Origin of the sequence: Bacillus cereus group sp. Bce019, from assembly GCF_051781745.1 — a bacterium.
GTDB classification, from domain to species: Bacteria; Bacillota; Bacilli; order Bacillales; family Bacillaceae_G; genus Bacillus_A; species Bacillus_A cereus.
In genome coordinates, this window is the sequence record NZ_JBPWJX010000020.1 from 69,235 (window position 1) to 85,133 (window position 15,899).

Genomic DNA, 15,899 nt, shown 5'->3' on the forward strand with positions numbered 1-15,899 from the left:
GATATTTAATTACAAATATAACTTTAACTCGGAAGAAAGCGTTATGACAAGTAAATAGATGTTAGAAAAGACAGGGAATTGAAAAATCATGTAGAATAAAAAGTGAGAATGTGAATAGGGGAGGAATGTAATAATGAAAGTATCTTATCATGGACATTCAGTTGTGAAAATTGAGGCGAATGGAAAAGTTATTTTAATTGACCCGTTTTTAACAGGTAATCCGAAAACAGATTTAAAAGCTGAAGATGTAAAAGTGGATGCAATTCTTTTATCGCATGGACACGGTGATCATGTTGGAGATACAGTAGAACTTGCGAAGAAAAATAATGCAGTTGTTGTAGCGCCATTTGAACTAGCAACATTTTTAAGTTGGCAAGGTGTAAATACACACCCGATGCATATTGGGGGTTCACATGAATTTGACTTCGGAAAAGTGAAGTTTACACAAGCATTCCACGGCTCTAGTTATATTGATGAAGCAAATAAGACGATTACATATACAGGTATGCCAGCAGGTATTTTATTTACAGCAGAAGAGAAAACTGTATACCACGCAGGAGATACTGCACTATTCTCTGATATGAAGTTAATTGGGGAATTAAATAAAGTTGATCTAGCATTTTTACCAATTGGTGATAATTTCACAATGGGGCCAGAAGATGCTGTACTAGCGGCAAAATGGATTAATGCGAAAACTGTTGTACCGATGCATTACAATACGTTCCCAGTTATTGAACAAGATCCATATCAATTTGTAGAAAAGCTACAAAATTGTACAGGGAAAGTATTAGAAGCTGGAGAAAGTATTACACTATAGAAAAGAAACCCTTCATTTGAAAAGAAAAGTGAAGGGTTTTTTACGTGTGTAGGACAGCTTTTAATGCTTGTATTTGTTTTGGTGATTCTTCTCTTTTGGTACGTGGTTGTTCAGGTGTTTCATTCAATTCCATTGCAACTTTTTTCCCATCTACGAAAGCTAAAAATACAGCACCTACAACCTCTAAAAGTTTTTTCATCATGTGTTCGCTCCTTTGTTTTATTTCTTGTCTTAATTGTATAGGCAATTAAGTGGGCGAACTATCGAATGAGATGACAATAGCATTACATTGTTGTAATAGAATGACTGGTGGAATGTAAGCGTCATTTTGTTATAAAAAAAATAGTACAGGTATGCAAAGAGAGAGTGTAACAGTTTTGAAAATATAGTATACTGAAAGTACAACACATGAAGAATTTAGGGAAAAGAAAGTATGGTGAAACCATTTGGCTACCAAGCATAACCAAATTTTAGAACATATTAATAGCCTGCCAGTAGGCCATAAAATTTCTGTAAGACAAATTGCGAAAGATTTGAGTGTAAGTGAAGGGACCGCTTACCGTGCAATTAAAGATGCAGAAAATAAAGGATATGTTAGTACAATTGAACGTGTCGGAACAATTCGAATTGAACAAAAGAAGAAAGAGAATATCGAAAAACTGACATATGCAGAAGTCGTTAACATTGTCGACGGTCAAGTACTTGGGGGCAGAGAAGGACTACATAAAACATTAAATAAATTCGTAATCGGAGCTATGAAATTAGAAGCGATGATGCGCTATACAGAAGCTGGGAATTTACTCATTATTGGTAACCGTACGAACGCACATGAATTAGCGCTAGAAACTGGAGCCGCTGTATTAATTACGGGCGGATTTGATACGGAAGATCATGTGAAGAAATTAGCAGACGAATTAAAGCTGCCGATCATTTCAAGTAGCTACGATACATTTACGGTCGCAACGTTAATTAATCGTGCAATTTATGACCAACTTATTAAGAAAGAAATTGTACTCGTTGAAGATATTTTAACGCCAATTGAAGAAACGTTATATTTAAAGCCGAGTGATACAGTACAGCAATGGCATGCATATAACGAAGAGACAATGCACGGAAGATATCCAATTGTCGATGAAAGTAACAAAGTACTAGGAATCGTAACTTCAAAAGATATGATCGGAGTAGCGAAAGAAACACCAATTGATAAAGTAATGACAAAACACCCAATTACAGTGAACGGTAAAATGTCTGTCGCAGCTGCGGCACGTATGATGGTGTGGGAAGGAATTGAATTACTTCCTGTCGTTGAGGAAGGAAACAAACTGCAAGGTATTATTAGCCGTCAAGATGTACTTCAGGCACTGCAAATGATTCAACGTCAGCCACAAGTTGGAGAAACCATTGATGATATTGTAACGAATCAATTTATGACACCAAAAGAAGCGAAGAATGAGCATCTATATCAATTTTCGGTGACGCCGCAAATGACGAACTCAATCGGGACGTTATCGTACGGTGTATTTGCAACAATTGTGACAGAAGCGACAAATCGCGTCATTCGTGCGCAAAAGAAAAGCGATTTAATTGTTGAAAACTTAACGATTTATTTCGTAAAGCCGGTTCAAATTGATAATGTTGTATCTGTTCATCCGAAAGTATTAGAAATTGGACGTAAATTTGGTAAGGTCGATGTAGAGGTGCATCATGAAGGTAATGTTGTTGGGAAAGCATTACTTATGGTTCAGTTAATCGATAAATAAAAAGATGGAACAAATCGTTTTGATTTGTTCCATCTTTTTTTGTTGTTTTAAATTTGAAAGGCATGATTTTAGATGGGAGTTTTAGTGAAATATGTATGGGATGGAGTGGAAAAGTAATGTGAGAAAAGACGGAATAATAATTCAATTCAGTTGTATATTGTGTTATGATTATATTGTAAGAAAATGGAATTGCGAGAGGTGGTATGCATTATGTCGTCAGCCGTACTCTTTTTTGGTAGTATCGCACTATTTTACTTTCTTGTAATGATACCGATTCAATATTTATATTTACAAGGTTTACATGAAAAAAAGGAAAAGACAGGATTATCTCAGCGAGAGCTATATGAAAAAATGTCTTTTGGAGAAGAACAATTACATTTTCACGTACAAGGGAACCCATTTAATATACCATCTGCGTTTGTTGCGTATATGATTTTGAAAGTTAAGAGACGTAAAAAAGCATCACAATATTGATGCTTTTTTACGTTGCTTCATAGACTTCAGCTTCTTTAACTGCTAATGGCAAGAAATGTTTGTATTGGCGAAACCCGTTAAATACACTTGCACTACCAAATAGAACGAATAAAACACCAACGATAATACGAGCGGTTGAAAGTTCTAAAAAGAATTGGTTTATCCCGAAAAATAAAACGAATGAACCGAGTGCCATTGCGGATTTTCCTGAGAGCCAACCTTTCTCCATTGGGCGGTTTGTACGAAAGTATTTTGTTTTGTAAAAGAGGTACAACATAAATGAGACGATAATACAGAAGACTAATACTGGCATAATGAACACTCCCATCGCTTTGTGAAAAATAATAGAAAAGAAAAAGAAATATCTAAACTTTCTAACTTTTATTATAAAGCAATTGTTCGCATGTATGAAATACTTTCCGTTATAATGGAGGATAAAGTGAAGAAGTTGATTAAAAAGGAGATTATACATATGCATGAGCAAATTTTAGGAGCAATTAAAGAGTTTGATACAATTATTATTCATCGCCACGTGCGTCCGGATCCAGATGCGTTAGGTTCACAGGGTGGTCTTGGTACAATTCTACAAGAATCGTTTCTAGAGAAAAATATTTATACGGTTGGGTACAATGAGCCGTCACTAGCATACTTACGAGTAATGGATGATATTGAAGATAGTGTATACGAAAATGCGCTTGTTATTGTTTGTGATACTGCGAATCAAGAACGTGTTGACGATCAACGCTATACAAAAGGGAAGATGTTAATTAAAATTGATCATCATCCAAATGAAGATCCATATGGAGATATTACGTGGGTAGATACGACAGCGAGTTCTACAAGTGAAATGATTTATGAGTTTTATAACTATGGAAAAGATAAAGGATTAAAAATAACAAAAGAAGCAGCCCGCCTTATTTTAGCAGGAATTGTTGGAGATACAGGTCGTTTCTTATTCCCGAATACGACAGCAAAAACACTTCGTTACGTAAGTGAGCTTGTTGACATGGGTGTGAAATTCACAGATTTATACAATGAGATGTATAAGACAAAAGAAAAAATTGCTCGTTTAAACGGTTATATTTTACAAAACTTTACGATGGTAGAAGAAGGAGCAGCTTACATTAAATTAACGAAAGAAGTATTAGAAGAGTTTGATGTACTTCCTTCTGAAGCATCTGGTGTTGTTGGAGCGCTTGGCAATATTGATGGATTAAAGGCGTGGGTTCTATTTTTAGAGGAAGACGACGTAATTCGTGTTCGTCTTCGTTCAAAAGGACCAGTTATAAACAAATTAGCAATGCAATATAACGGCGGGGGGCATCCGATGGCTTCTGGTGCGAAGGCATCTTCTTGGGAAGAAGCGGATCGTCTTTTTGCTGATTTACGTGAGATTTGTAAATAAGAGACTATATGTTAGAACGAAAAGAAGGAGCGGCGCTAAAGCCCTCCTTCTTTATTTTTCTTTCTCTATAGTAATGCTAATTTCAAGCACTGTATCAAAAGATATTGTATCGACTTTAAAACGGTATAGCCGATCGTAATGTTTGTACGTTTTATTTTCGATTACCTTTTTAAGTAGGTCTTTATTTTTTGCGATACTTTGAATGTTTTTCGTTAAAAGATGTTGGAGGTCATTATGGATAGATGTAGTCATATTTTCGAGTGTGAGATTGTCTAAATCGTATTTTTCTCGATTAATAAGTTTTATTTTAATCTCTTGAATGGTTAAGAGCCGTTTATTTTCAGTGTTCAATTTTTCTTGATCTTCGAGAAGGACGTGGAGCTTTGCTTCTTGTTTTTCTATAATTTCTCTTTGTTCTGCTATTTTACTAGCTTGTTCTTCTTGAAAAACACCGTATATGTACAAAAAAATAAACCAGCTCAACACGCCTCCAACAGCAGCCCCAGCTAATACTAAGTACCATCTTTTTGCTGTATTGGCACTTGGTACTCTCATACATGTTCCTGCGTTAGCCATTTAATAATAATGAGACCTGTTTGCATACCACCAGTTGCGAAAAAAATAAGGAGAATTTGCTTTACGATATCTTTCATATCTCCGCCAAAGAAACTTCTTTCAAAGCTATAAAAGGTATCGAATGTTCCGCCGATTGCTGCAACGAGTGCCCAAATTCTTAAATTTTGGGCGAATTGATTAATGTAAGTTAGAGCTGGTTTTCCGATAAGAAACGCACCAAATCCACCAATTAATGAACCGCCAAGTATAACCCCAAAGGCAATAAAATAACTAATAATAAGCAGAGAGAAAAAAGTATGTTCTCTTACATCCATCGTCATTCCCCTTTCTTCTTCATATATATGGACAAAGTATAAGAAGTATGTTTTGATTTCCGCTTTCCTCATAACCTATAATAAAAGTAGTCAAATAGGTAAAGAGAGGGTACAACAGTGAAGTTTGTGCATTTACAATGTCAAACCGTTTTTAGTTTATTAAAAAGTGCTTGTAAAATTGATGAGCTTGTAGTCAGGGCGAAAGAACTCGGTTTTTCATCGCTGGCTATTACGGATGAAAATGTTATGTATGGCGTTATTCCGTTTTATAAAGCATGTAAGAAACATGGTATACAGCCCGTTATTGGATTAACCGCTTCTATTTTTAGTGAAGAAGAAGAAAGGTCTTATCCGCTTGTATTACTTGCTGAGAATGAAATAGGCTACCAAAATTTATTAAAGATTTCTAGCAGTATTATGACAAAGTCCAAAGAAGGTATTCCTAAGAAGTGGCTTGCGCATTATGCGAAAGGATTAATTGCAATTTCACCAGGTAAAGATGGCGAAATTGAGCAATTATTACTAGAAGATAATGAGAGTCAGGCTGAAGAAGTAGCTCGCACGTATCAAAATATGTTTGGCCATTTTTATATGAGTTTGCAGCATCATGCGATTCAAGATGAGTTGCTTTTACAAGAGAAACTACCTGAATTTATTAGTAGGGTTAATATTCCAGTCGTTGCAACAAACGATGTGCGCTATATCAATCAAAGTGACGCGCTTGTTCACGAATGTTTACTATCTGTTGAAAGTGGAACGAAAATGACTGATCCAGATAGGCCGAGGCTGAAAACAGATCAGTATTATTTAAAGTCATCGGATGAAATGGAAGCACTATTTTCCCATGCGCCGGAAGCAATCCAAAATACAATGAAAATTGCAGAGCGTTGCCAAGTAGAAATACCGTTCCATGTAAATCAACTTCCGAAGTTTCCTGTTCCGTCTAATGAAACGAGTGATATATACTTGCGTCGTGTTTGTGAAGAAGGTTTGCGGAAACGATATGGTGAACCGAAAGAAGTGCATATAAAGCGTTTGGATCATGAATTAAATGTTATTTCTCGTATGGGATTTAGTGATTATTTCCTCATCGTATGGGATTTTATGAAGTATGCACATGAAAATCATATTCTAACAGGACCAGGTCGTGGATCGGCAGCTGGTTCACTCGTTTCATACGTATTAGAAATTACAGATATTGATCCAATTGAATACGATCTATTATTTGAAAGGTTTTTAAATCCTGAACGTGTGACGCTTCCCGATATTGATATTGATTTTCCAGACGTAAGACGTGATGAGATGATTCGCTATGTGAAAGATAAATACGGTCAGCTCCGTGTTGCGCAAATTGTAACGTTTGGTACGCTTGCAGCAAAAGCGGCAATTAGAGACATTGCCCGCGTAATGGGGCTTCCGCCGCGAGATATTGATATATTTTCAAAACTTATCCCATCAAAGCTTGGTATAACGTTAAAAGATGCATATGAAGAATCACAATCACTTCGTGAGTTTATACAAGGGAATCTTCTGCATGAGCGTGTATTTGAAATCGCAAAACGTGTAGAAGGTTTACCACGTCATACGTCTATTCATGCGGCTGGTGTTATTATGAGTCAAGAACCGCTAACAGGAAGTGTAGCAATTCAAGAAGGACATAACGATGTTTATGTTACGCAATATCCAGCCGATGCGCTAGAAGAACTTGGGTTGCTTAAGATGGACTTTTTAGGATTACGTAATTTAACGTTACTTGAAAATATTATAAAATTTATCGCGAACAAAACAGGGAAAGAAATCGATATAAGAAACTTACCTCTTCAAGATGAAAAGACGTTCCAATTATTAGGGAGAGGGGATACAACAGGTGTATTCCAGCTTGAGTCGGGTGGTATGCGAAATGTACTTCGCGGGTTAAAACCGAATGAGTTTGAAGATATCGTAGCTGTTAACTCGTTATACAGACCAGGACCGATGGAACAGATACCGACTTTTATTGAATCGAAACATGGAAAAAGAAAAATTGAATATTTACATCCGGATTTAAAGCCAATTTTAGAAAGAACATACGGCGTCATTGTATACCAAGAACAAATTATGCAAATTGCATCGAAGTTAGCTGGTTTTTCGCTCGGAGAAGCAGATTTACTGCGCCGTGCGGTGAGTAAAAAAAATCGTGATATTTTAGATCAGGAACGTAAGCATTTCGTCCAAGGATGTTTGCGAAATGGTTATGATGAGACATCCGCAGAGAAAATTTATGATTTAATTGTAAGATTTGCGAATTACGGTTTTAACCGAAGTCACGCTGTAGCTTACAGTATGATCGGATATCAGCTTGCCTATTTGAAAGCGAATTATACGCTGGAATTTATGACGGCATTATTATCAAGCGCAATTGGAAATGAAGATAAGATTGTACAGTATATACGAGAAACGAAGCGAAAAGGTTTTCACGTTTTGCCACCGTCTCTTCAGAGGAGTGGCTACAACTTCCAAATAGAAGGGAATGCGATACGTTACAGTTTACTTTCGATCCGAAATATTGGAATGGCTACAGTGACGGCATTATTAGAAGAACGGGAGAAAAAAATGTTCGAAGATTTATTTGAATTTTGTCTTCGTATGCCGTCAAAGTTCGTAACGGAGCGTAATTTAGAAGCTTTCGTCTGGTCGGGATGTTTTGACGATTTTGGTGTTTCGAGAACGAATTTATGGAAAAGTATTAAAGGGGCGTTAGAGTACGCGAATCTCGCACGTGATTTAGGAGATGCGGTTCCAAAATCAAAATATGTACAAGGAGAAGAGTTATCTTTTATTGAACAACTAAATAAAGAGAAGGAAGCGCTTGGCTTTTATTTATCAAGTTATCCGACAGCGCAGTATGTGAAGTTAGCAAAAGAATTAGAAATTCCATCTCTCGCTCAGGCGATGCGACACAAGAAAAAAGTACAAAGAGCTATTGTGTATATAACAAGTGTGAGAGTGATTCGTACGAAAAAGTTTCAAAAGATGGCATTTATTACATTCTGTGATCAAAATGATGAAATGGAAGCGGTCCTCTTCCCGGAAACGTATATACATTTCTCGGATAAGTTGCAAGAAGGAGCAATTGTTTTAGTTGACGGTACGATTGAGCTAAGAAATCATAAGCTGCAATGGATTGTAAATGGACTATATCCGCTAGAGGAAATGGATGTTTATGAAGAAAAGAAAGACGCATCTGTTTACGTGAAATTGCCATCTCAGTATGAGAAAAAGCTTTTAAATCAGGTTACGAAAATATTGTTCGACTATTCAGGTTTTGCGAAAGTACTAATTTATTATGAAAAGGAACATAAAATGGTACAATTATCTCGGAGTTTATCGATTCATCCAAGTGAAGAATGTTTAGGAGCACTTCGTGAAATTGTCGGGGAAGAAAATGTAGTTGTGAAAATATAATGGACAATTTCCCTACACTTCGATTATTATAGTAGTAGTGTTCGTGGTCAGACCACTTGGAGAAATTGATATCAGCAAGAATAATTTGAGGAGAGTGGATAGTTTGTCAACACTTCGTGAAGAAGCACTTCACATGCATAAAGTGCATCAAGGAAAATTAGAAACTGTATCAAAAGTAAAAGTAGAAAATGCAAAAGATTTAAGTCTTGCATATTCTCCAGGGGTTGCAGAACCTTGTAAAGAAATTTATGACGATAAAAGTAAGGTATATGAATATACGATGAAGGGAAATATGGTAGCAGTTGTGACAGATGGAACAGCTGTACTTGGTCTTGGTAACATTGGACCTGAAGCATCTCTTCCAGTAATGGAAGGTAAAGCTGTATTATTCAAGAGCTTTGCTGGTGTAGATGCATTCCCAATTGCCTTAAATACAAACGATGTAGATAAAATTGTTGAAACTGTAAAATTAATGGAGCCAACTTTTGGCGGCGTTAACTTAGAAGATATCGCAGCACCAAACTGCTTCATTATTGAAGAGCGTTTGAAAAAAGAAACAAATATTCCTATCTTCCATGATGATCAACACGGAACAGCTATTGTAACAGTAGCAGGTCTTGTAAATGCACTGAAATTAGTTGGAAAGAAAATGTCTGACATTAAAGTTGTCGCAAATGGCGCAGGTGCAGCAGGTATTGCAATTATTAAACTTTTATATCGCTATGGTGTACGCGACATTATTATGTGTGACCGTAAAGGCGCAATCTATGATGGTCGTCCTACAGGTATGAATCCGGTGAAGGATGAAGTTGCAAAATATACAAATAAGAATCGTATAGAAGGTTCTTTAGCTGATGTTGTACAAGGTGCGGACGTATTCATTGGTGTATCTGCAGAAGGTGCATTAACAGAAGAGATGGTTCGTACAATGAATGACGATGCGATTATTTTTGCAATGGCGAATCCAGTTCCAGAAATTATGCCAGAATTGGCAAAAGCAGCGGGCGCAGCTGTTGTTGGAACAGGTCGTTCTGACTTCCCGAACCAAGTAAATAATGTACTGGCGTTCCCTGGTATTTTCCGCGGTGCACTTGACGTACATGCGACACAAATTAACGAAGAAATGAAGATGGCAGCTGTACAGGCTATTGCTGAGCTTGTAGCAGAAGATGAGTTAAATGCAGACTATATCATTCCGGCACCATTTGACGCGCGTGTAGCGCCTCAAGTAGCAGCTTACGTTGCAAAAGCAGCAATGGAGACAGGAGTAGCTCGCCGTCAAGTAGATCCAAATGAGATCGCTGAAAAAACAAAACAATTAGCGCTGATTGGTAAAGAATAAGCGAGGAATTTCCATTGACATCATCAAATACAAAAGTATATCTCGAAATTGTAAAAAAAATTCGTTCCATTATGGAAGAGGATGGTTTGGTGGCGGGGGATCGTTTGCCGTCTGAGCGTGAGTTAAGTTCACGCTTAAACGTAGGACGTTCCTCGGTAAGAGAAGCATTGCGTGCTTTAGAACTGGTAGGATTGATTGAAACGAGACGTGGTGAAGGGACGTTTATTCGAAACTTTTATGATAACGGTCTTGTACAATTAATTGCCCCATTCTTATTGCAAGATGAGAAAACAATTCGTGATTTATTACAAACGAAACGATTACTTGAGAAAGATATGATTCGAATTGTATGTAATTTACCGAAAGAAACGTTTTCTAAAGTACTAAGTAGATTACACCAAGTACTTAAAGGAAATGAAAGCTCAGTCCCAACGCTTCATCAAACGTTCTTTAAAACACTTATTGAACAAGTCGATAATTATTTACTATATCGCATTTGGATGATCGTAAATGATTACGTAGCAACTCTTTCTTGTAAAGTTTCAAGAGATTCTATCGATATGTATAGAAAGCTTTATGCTACTTTGGAAGAAAAACAAGAAAATGATGCACTAAAAATTTACGATGAATTAGTAGAGAATATACAGTTTCACTCGTAATGTATAAAATTTGTCGAAATGACCATGACACGTTATGACAAACATTCTACCGCTTAGCGGTTAAAGTTAAACGTAAAGAGTGAGGTTATTAGACAGATTGAGAAGATAAGGCTAACATCAAACTTTGGTGTTAGCCCCATTTTCTTCTTACGCTAACCTTAGCTCTCAACGAAGGGGGTCAAATTGTGCTAAGAGATTTATTCGTGAAAAAGAAAAAGTACGCTGCAATACCTTCAGAACAAGTACGAAAAGATGTACCAGATGGCGTTATGACAAAATGTCCGGAATGTAAAAAAATCATGTATACGAAAGAACTTCTAAAAAATTTAAAAGTATGTGTGAATTGTGGATATCATCATCCTATGAATGCATGGGAACGTCTTGATAGTATATTGGACGAAGGGTCATTCCGTGAGTATGACAAAGAAATGGTTTCATTAAATCCACTCGAGTTTCCAGGTTATGAAGAGAAACTAGAGAGCGATCGTAAGAAGACTGAATTGAACGAAGCGGTTGTAACTGGTGAAGGAACAATTGATGACATGCTTGTTGTTGTTGCAGTAATGGATTCTCGTTTTCGAATGGGGAGCATGGGCTCTGTAGTAGGAGAAAAAATCGCCCGTGCGGTTGAAAAGGCGTACGACTTACAAGTTCCATTTATTATCTTTACTGCTTCGGGTGGTGCCCGTATGCAAGAAGGGATATTAAGTTTAATGCAAATGGCAAAAACAAGCGTAGCTTTGAAAAAGCATAGTAATGCAGGAGGATTATTTATTTCTGTTATGACTCACCCAACGACGGGCGGGGTTTCAGCGAGTTTCGCTTCACTTGGTGATTATAATCTTGCAGAACCAGGTGCACTTATCGGATTTGCTGGTAGACGTGTAATTGAACAAACGGTGCGTGAGAAACTACCGGAAGATTTCCAAACGGCAGAATTCTTACTAGATCATGGTCAATTAGATGCGGTGGTGCATCGTGATGATATGAGAGAATCGCTTCGCAAGATTTTAGAAGTTCATCAAGGAGGGGAAATGGCTGTATGGCAGAGCTAGAATTTGAAAAACCAGTTGTTGAGCTAAGAAATAAGATTCGTGAACTGAAAGACTATACGAAAAACAGCCAGATGGACTTCAGTGAGGAGATTCGTATTTTGGAAGAAAAGCTAGAAAATTTAGAGGAAGATATATACGGCAATCTGAAAGTATGGGACCGTGTTCAAATTGCTCGTCATGCAGAACGACCGACAACGCTCGATTATATTGAGCACTTATTTACTGATTTTTTCGAATGTCATGGAGATCGTCTATTTGGCGATGATGCAGCGATTGTCGGCGGCATTGCGAAATATAAAGGGATGCCTGTAACTGTAATTGGGCATCAGCGCGGAAAAGATACGAAAGAAAATATTCGCCGTAACTTTGGAATGCCTCATCCAGAAGGATATCGAAAAGCACTACGTCTCATGAAACAAGCGGAAAAGTTTAATCGTCCTATTATTTGTTTCATCGATACGAAGGGAGCTTATCCTGGTAAAGCAGCTGAAGAACGTGGTCAAAGTGAAGCTATCGCCCGCAATTTATTTGAAATGGCAGGTTTAACGGTACCTGTTATTTGTATCGTTATCGGCGAAGGTGGTAGTGGTGGTGCGCTAGGCCTTGGAGTTGGAGATTACATTCATATGCTAGAAAATTCCACTTATTCTGTTATTACACCAGAGGGTGCAGCGGCAATTCTTTGGAAAGATGCAGGAAAAGCAAAGGAAGCTGCAGAGGCAATGAAAATTACGGCAGCAGATTTGAAAGAATTAGGTGTAATTGACGAAATTATTCCAGAAGCAAGAGGCGGAGCTCACCGTAATATTTTGAAACAGTCAGAAAATATAGACTTAATGATTCGAAAAACTTTTGAACAATTAAACGGAATTTCGAAAGATGAATTAATCGAAAAACGTTATGAAAAATATATGAAAATTGGGCAAGTTTCGTTTTCAAACGCTTCCATTTGGATAAAATAAGAAAAGCGTGCGTTCCACTTCGCGAATGCACGTTTTTATTATGAAAAGACACATCTTCTCCATTGTATTTTTATATTTTTTCGTGTTATTTTATTATAAGGCAAATAATCTTTATGAGGTGAGTACAAATGAAACGTATTGGTGTATTAACAAGTGGTGGAGATTCACCTGGTATGAATGCTGCCATTCGTGCAGTTGTTCGTAAAGCGATTTTCCATGATATTGAAGTATATGGTATTTACCATGGATACGCTGGATTAATTTCTGGTCACATTGAAAAATTAGAACTTGGTTCTGTTGGCGATATTATCCACCGCGGTGGTACAAAATTATATACAGCAAGATGTCCTGAGTTTAAAGATCCAGAAGTACGACTAAAAGGTATCGAGCAATTAAAGAAACACGGTATCGAAGGACTTGTTGTTATTGGTGGAGATGGTTCTTACCAAGGCGCTAAAAAATTAACTGAACAAGGATTCCCATGTGTTGGTGTACCAGGTACAATCGACAATGATATCCCTGGAACAGACTTCACAATTGGTTTCGATACAGCTTTAAACACTGTTATTGATGCAATTGATAAAATTCGTGACACAGCTACATCTCATGAACGTACATATGTTATCGAAGTAATGGGACGTCACGCTGGTGATATCGCATTATGGGCTGGTTTAGCTGATGGTGCGGAAACGATCTTAATTCCAGAAGAAGAGTATGACATGGATGATGTTATCGCTCGTCTGAAGCGTGGTAGTGAACGTGGTAAAAAACACAGTATTATCGTTGTAGCTGAAGGTGTTGGAAGTGCAATTGACATCGGTAAGCACATTGAAGAAGCAACAAACTTTGATACTCGTGTAACTGTATTAGGTCACGTACAACGTGGTGGATCACCAAGTGCACAAGACCGTGTATTAGCAAGTCGTCTTGGCGCAAGAGCAGTTGAATTATTAATTGCTGGTAAAGGCGGACGTTGTGTAGGTATTCAAGATAACAAACTTGTTGATCATGACATTATCGAAGCGTTAGCTCAAAAGCATACAATCGATAAAGACATGTATCAATTATCTAAAGAATTATCCATCTAATCGGCGTAATGTCAGATATTTGGGAACGGTTTCATAATTTTCGGAGGTGCAATATGCGTAAAACTAAAATTGTATGTACTATAGGTCCTGCTAGTGAAAGTATTGAAAAATTAGAGCAATTAATCGAAGCAGGTATGAACGTTGCTCGTTTAAACTTCTCTCATGGTAGCCATGAAGAGCACGGAGCTCGTATTAAAAACATTCGTGAAGCTTCAAAGAAAACTGGTAAAACAGTTGGTATCTTACTTGATACAAAAGGTCCAGAAATCCGTACTCACGACTTCGTAGACGGACAAGCTGAGCTTGTAACAGGTGCAGAAGTAGTTCTTTCTACTGAGCAAGTATTAGGTACTGCAGAGAAGTTCTCTGTATCTTATGCTGGTCTTTATGACGATGTAGACCCAGGTTCTCGTATTCTAATCGATGACGGTCTTATCGAACTAGAAGTAATCGAAAAAGCTGATGGAAACATCCGTACAAAAGTTCTTAACAGCGGAACTGTAAAAAATAAAAAAGGTGTTAACGTACCAAACGTAAGCATTAAGCTTCCTGGTATCACTGAAAAAGACGTAAAAGATATCATCTTCGGTATCGAGCAAAAAGTTGATTTCATTGCAGCTTCATTCGTACGTAAAGCGTCTGACGTATTAGAAATCCGTGAATTATTAGAAGAGCATAACGCTCAATACATCCAAATCGTACCAAAAATCGAAAACCAAGAAGGTATCGACAACATCGATTCAATCTTAGAAGTTTCTGACGGTTTAATGGTAGCTCGTGGTGACATGGGTGTAGAAATTCCACCAGAAGAAGTACCGTTAGTACAAAAACGTCTAATTAAAAAATGTAACGTGTTAGGTAAACCAGTTATTACTGCAACACAAATGTTAGATTCTATGCAACGTAACCCACGTCCAACTCGTGCGGAAGCAAGTGACGTAGCTAACGCAATCTTCGATGGTACAGATGCAATCATGCTTTCAGGTGAAACAGCTGCTGGACAATACCCAGTAGAAGCAGTAACAATGATGGCTAACATTGCGGTACGTGTTGAAAAATCATTACAATATGAAGATATGTTCAAAAAACGTATTAAAGAGTTCACTCCAACAATTACAGATGCAATTAGCCAATCTGTTGCACATACAGCACTTGCTCTTGATGTAGCTGCAATCGTAGCTCCAACAGAAAGTGGATATACTGCGAAAATGATCTCTAAATACCGTCCAAAATCTCCAATCGTAGCTGTAACATCTGACGAGCAAGTAGGACGTCGTCTTGCACTTGTTTGGGGTGTACAAGCATTTATGGCTGAGAAGCGCGCAGCTTCAACTGACGAAATGTTAGATACAGCAATTCAAACAGGTATGGATGCAGGTCTAATCGGACTTGGAGATACTGTAGTGATTACTGCTGGTGTTCCAGTTGCTGAAACTGGTACAACAAACTTAATGAAAATCCACGTTGTTGGTGAAGAAATTGCTAAAGGACAAGGGATCGGTCGTAAAGCTGCAAAAGGTAAAGTAGTTGTAGCAAAAACAGCTGCTGAAGCTGTAGCGAACGTAAATGAAGGTGATATCCTTGTTACAACAAGCACTGATAAAGATATGATTCCTGCAATCGAAAAAGCTGCAGCTTTAGTTGTAGAAGAAGGTGGCTTAACAAGCCATGCAGCTGTTGTAGGTGTATCAATCGGTATTCCTGTTATCGTTGGTGTAAACGGCGTAACAGCAACTTTAAAAAATGGCCAAGAAGTAACAGTTGATGCAGCACGCGGAATTGTTTATAATGGACATGCGGAAGTGCTATAAGTAATACGGAGAGAAGGATCGGAGTCCTTCTCTTTTTTTTACACAAAAACGAGATAAAATTAGCTTAAAGCGCCTAGAATTGCTTTTAAAAGCTGTTTGTTATGGGTTTTAATATGAAAGGGTATCTATATTTCATATGATGTATATAGGCATTGTGAGGGCGTTAAAAGTGAGATGTGAGAGAGGTGTAGA

The 15,899-nt window shown here is 37.5% G+C and carries 15 protein-coding genes; 11 read left to right on the forward strand and 4 right to left on the reverse strand.

Features of this window, described 5'->3' with window-relative positions:
• The first annotated feature begins 133 nt into the window (after positions 1-133).
• Positions 134-817 carry a metal-dependent hydrolase gene (locus ACS2QP_RS22395; protein ID WP_000868922.1) on the forward strand — a complete coding sequence of 228 codons (684 nt, stop codon included), beginning with the start codon at positions 134-136 and terminating at the stop codon, positions 815-817.
• Between the two features lie 40 nt (positions 818-857).
• On the opposite strand, the gene ACS2QP_RS22400 is transcribed toward ACS2QP_RS22395, so the two are convergent.
• Positions 858-1,019, reverse strand: a complete 162-nt coding sequence (locus ACS2QP_RS22400; protein ID WP_000976303.1) for a hypothetical protein — start codon at positions 1,017-1,019, stop codon at positions 858-860.
• 244 nt (positions 1,020-1,263) lie between these two features.
• Between ACS2QP_RS22400 and ACS2QP_RS22405 the strand changes: the two genes are divergently transcribed.
• Positions 1,264-2,577 (forward strand): CBS domain-containing protein, encoded by a 1,314-nt coding sequence (locus ACS2QP_RS22405; protein WP_000201572.1) that lies wholly within the window; start codon positions 1,264-1,266, stop codon positions 2,575-2,577.
• A 210-nt stretch (positions 2,578-2,787) separates the two neighbouring features.
• Positions 2,788-3,051, forward strand: coding sequence for a DUF3949 domain-containing protein (locus ACS2QP_RS22410; RefSeq protein WP_438882861.1), 264 nt, complete (start codon positions 2,788-2,790; stop codon positions 3,049-3,051).
• A 7-nt stretch (positions 3,052-3,058) separates the two neighbouring features.
• On the opposite strand, the gene ACS2QP_RS22415 is transcribed toward ACS2QP_RS22410, so the two are convergent.
• Positions 3,059-3,364, reverse strand: coding sequence for a YtpI family protein (locus ACS2QP_RS22415; RefSeq protein ID WP_001144776.1), 306 nt, complete (start codon positions 3,362-3,364; stop codon positions 3,059-3,061).
• A 159-nt stretch (positions 3,365-3,523) separates the two neighbouring features.
• Here ACS2QP_RS22415 and ACS2QP_RS22420 point away from each other — a divergent pair, with 159 nt between their 5' ends.
• Entirely contained in the window at positions 3,524-4,456 is a 933-nt protein-coding gene (locus ACS2QP_RS22420; RefSeq protein WP_438882862.1) for a DHH family phosphoesterase, read from the forward strand.
• Positions 4,457-4,507: 51 nt separating this feature from the next.
• Here ACS2QP_RS22420 and ytrI read toward each other — a convergent pair whose 3' ends face one another.
• Positions 4,508-5,011, reverse strand: coding sequence for a sporulation membrane protein YtrI (ytrI, locus tag ACS2QP_RS22425; protein WP_001265736.1), 504 nt, complete (start codon positions 5,009-5,011; stop codon positions 4,508-4,510).
• Positions 5,008-5,418 (reverse strand): YtrH family sporulation protein, encoded by a 411-nt coding sequence (locus tag ACS2QP_RS22430; RefSeq protein WP_002001110.1) that lies wholly within the window; start codon positions 5,416-5,418, stop codon positions 5,008-5,010. The genes ytrI and ACS2QP_RS22430 overlap by 4 nt, the downstream gene beginning before the upstream one ends.
• Positions 5,419-5,463: 45 nt before the next feature.
• On the opposite strand from ACS2QP_RS22430, the gene dnaE reads away from it, so the two are divergent.
• The 7 genes from dnaE (at position 5,464) to pyk (ending at position 15,707) form a co-directional block, all read left to right on the forward strand.
• Complete coding sequence (dnaE, locus tag ACS2QP_RS22435) at positions 5,464-8,790, forward strand: DNA polymerase III subunit alpha (RefSeq protein WP_103622274.1); 3,327 nt, start codon at positions 5,464-5,466, stop codon at positions 8,788-8,790.
• Between the two features lie 133 nt (positions 8,791-8,923).
• A complete protein-coding gene (locus ACS2QP_RS22440) occupies positions 8,924-10,132 on the forward strand; it encodes an NAD(P)-dependent malic enzyme (RefSeq protein WP_161508111.1) in 1,209 nt (402 codons plus the stop codon).
• Between the two features lie 14 nt (positions 10,133-10,146).
• A complete protein-coding gene (locus ACS2QP_RS22445) occupies positions 10,147-10,791 on the forward strand; it encodes a FadR/GntR family transcriptional regulator (protein ID WP_438882863.1) in 645 nt (214 codons plus the stop codon).
• 185 nt (positions 10,792-10,976) lie between these two features.
• Complete coding sequence (gene accD / locus ACS2QP_RS22450; RefSeq protein WP_000942856.1) at positions 10,977-11,846, forward strand: acetyl-CoA carboxylase, carboxyltransferase subunit beta; 870 nt, start codon at positions 10,977-10,979, stop codon at positions 11,844-11,846.
• Positions 11,834-12,808: an acetyl-CoA carboxylase carboxyl transferase subunit alpha gene (accA, locus tag ACS2QP_RS22455; protein WP_000818804.1), complete on the forward strand. Its 975-nt coding sequence runs from the start codon at positions 11,834-11,836 to the stop codon at positions 12,806-12,808. The genes accD and accA overlap by 13 nt, the downstream gene beginning before the upstream one ends.
• 128 nt (positions 12,809-12,936) lie before the next feature.
• Positions 12,937-13,896 carry a 6-phosphofructokinase gene (pfkA, locus tag ACS2QP_RS22460; protein WP_000821157.1) on the forward strand — a complete coding sequence of 320 codons (960 nt, stop codon included), beginning with the start codon at positions 12,937-12,939 and terminating at the stop codon, positions 13,894-13,896.
• A gap of 53 nt (positions 13,897-13,949) precedes the next feature.
• On the forward strand, positions 13,950-15,707 hold the full coding sequence (gene pyk / locus ACS2QP_RS22465; RefSeq protein ID WP_001232673.1) for a pyruvate kinase: 1,758 nt from the start codon (positions 13,950-13,952) through the stop codon (positions 15,705-15,707).
• The last annotated feature ends 192 nt before the right edge of the window (positions 15,708-15,899 follow it).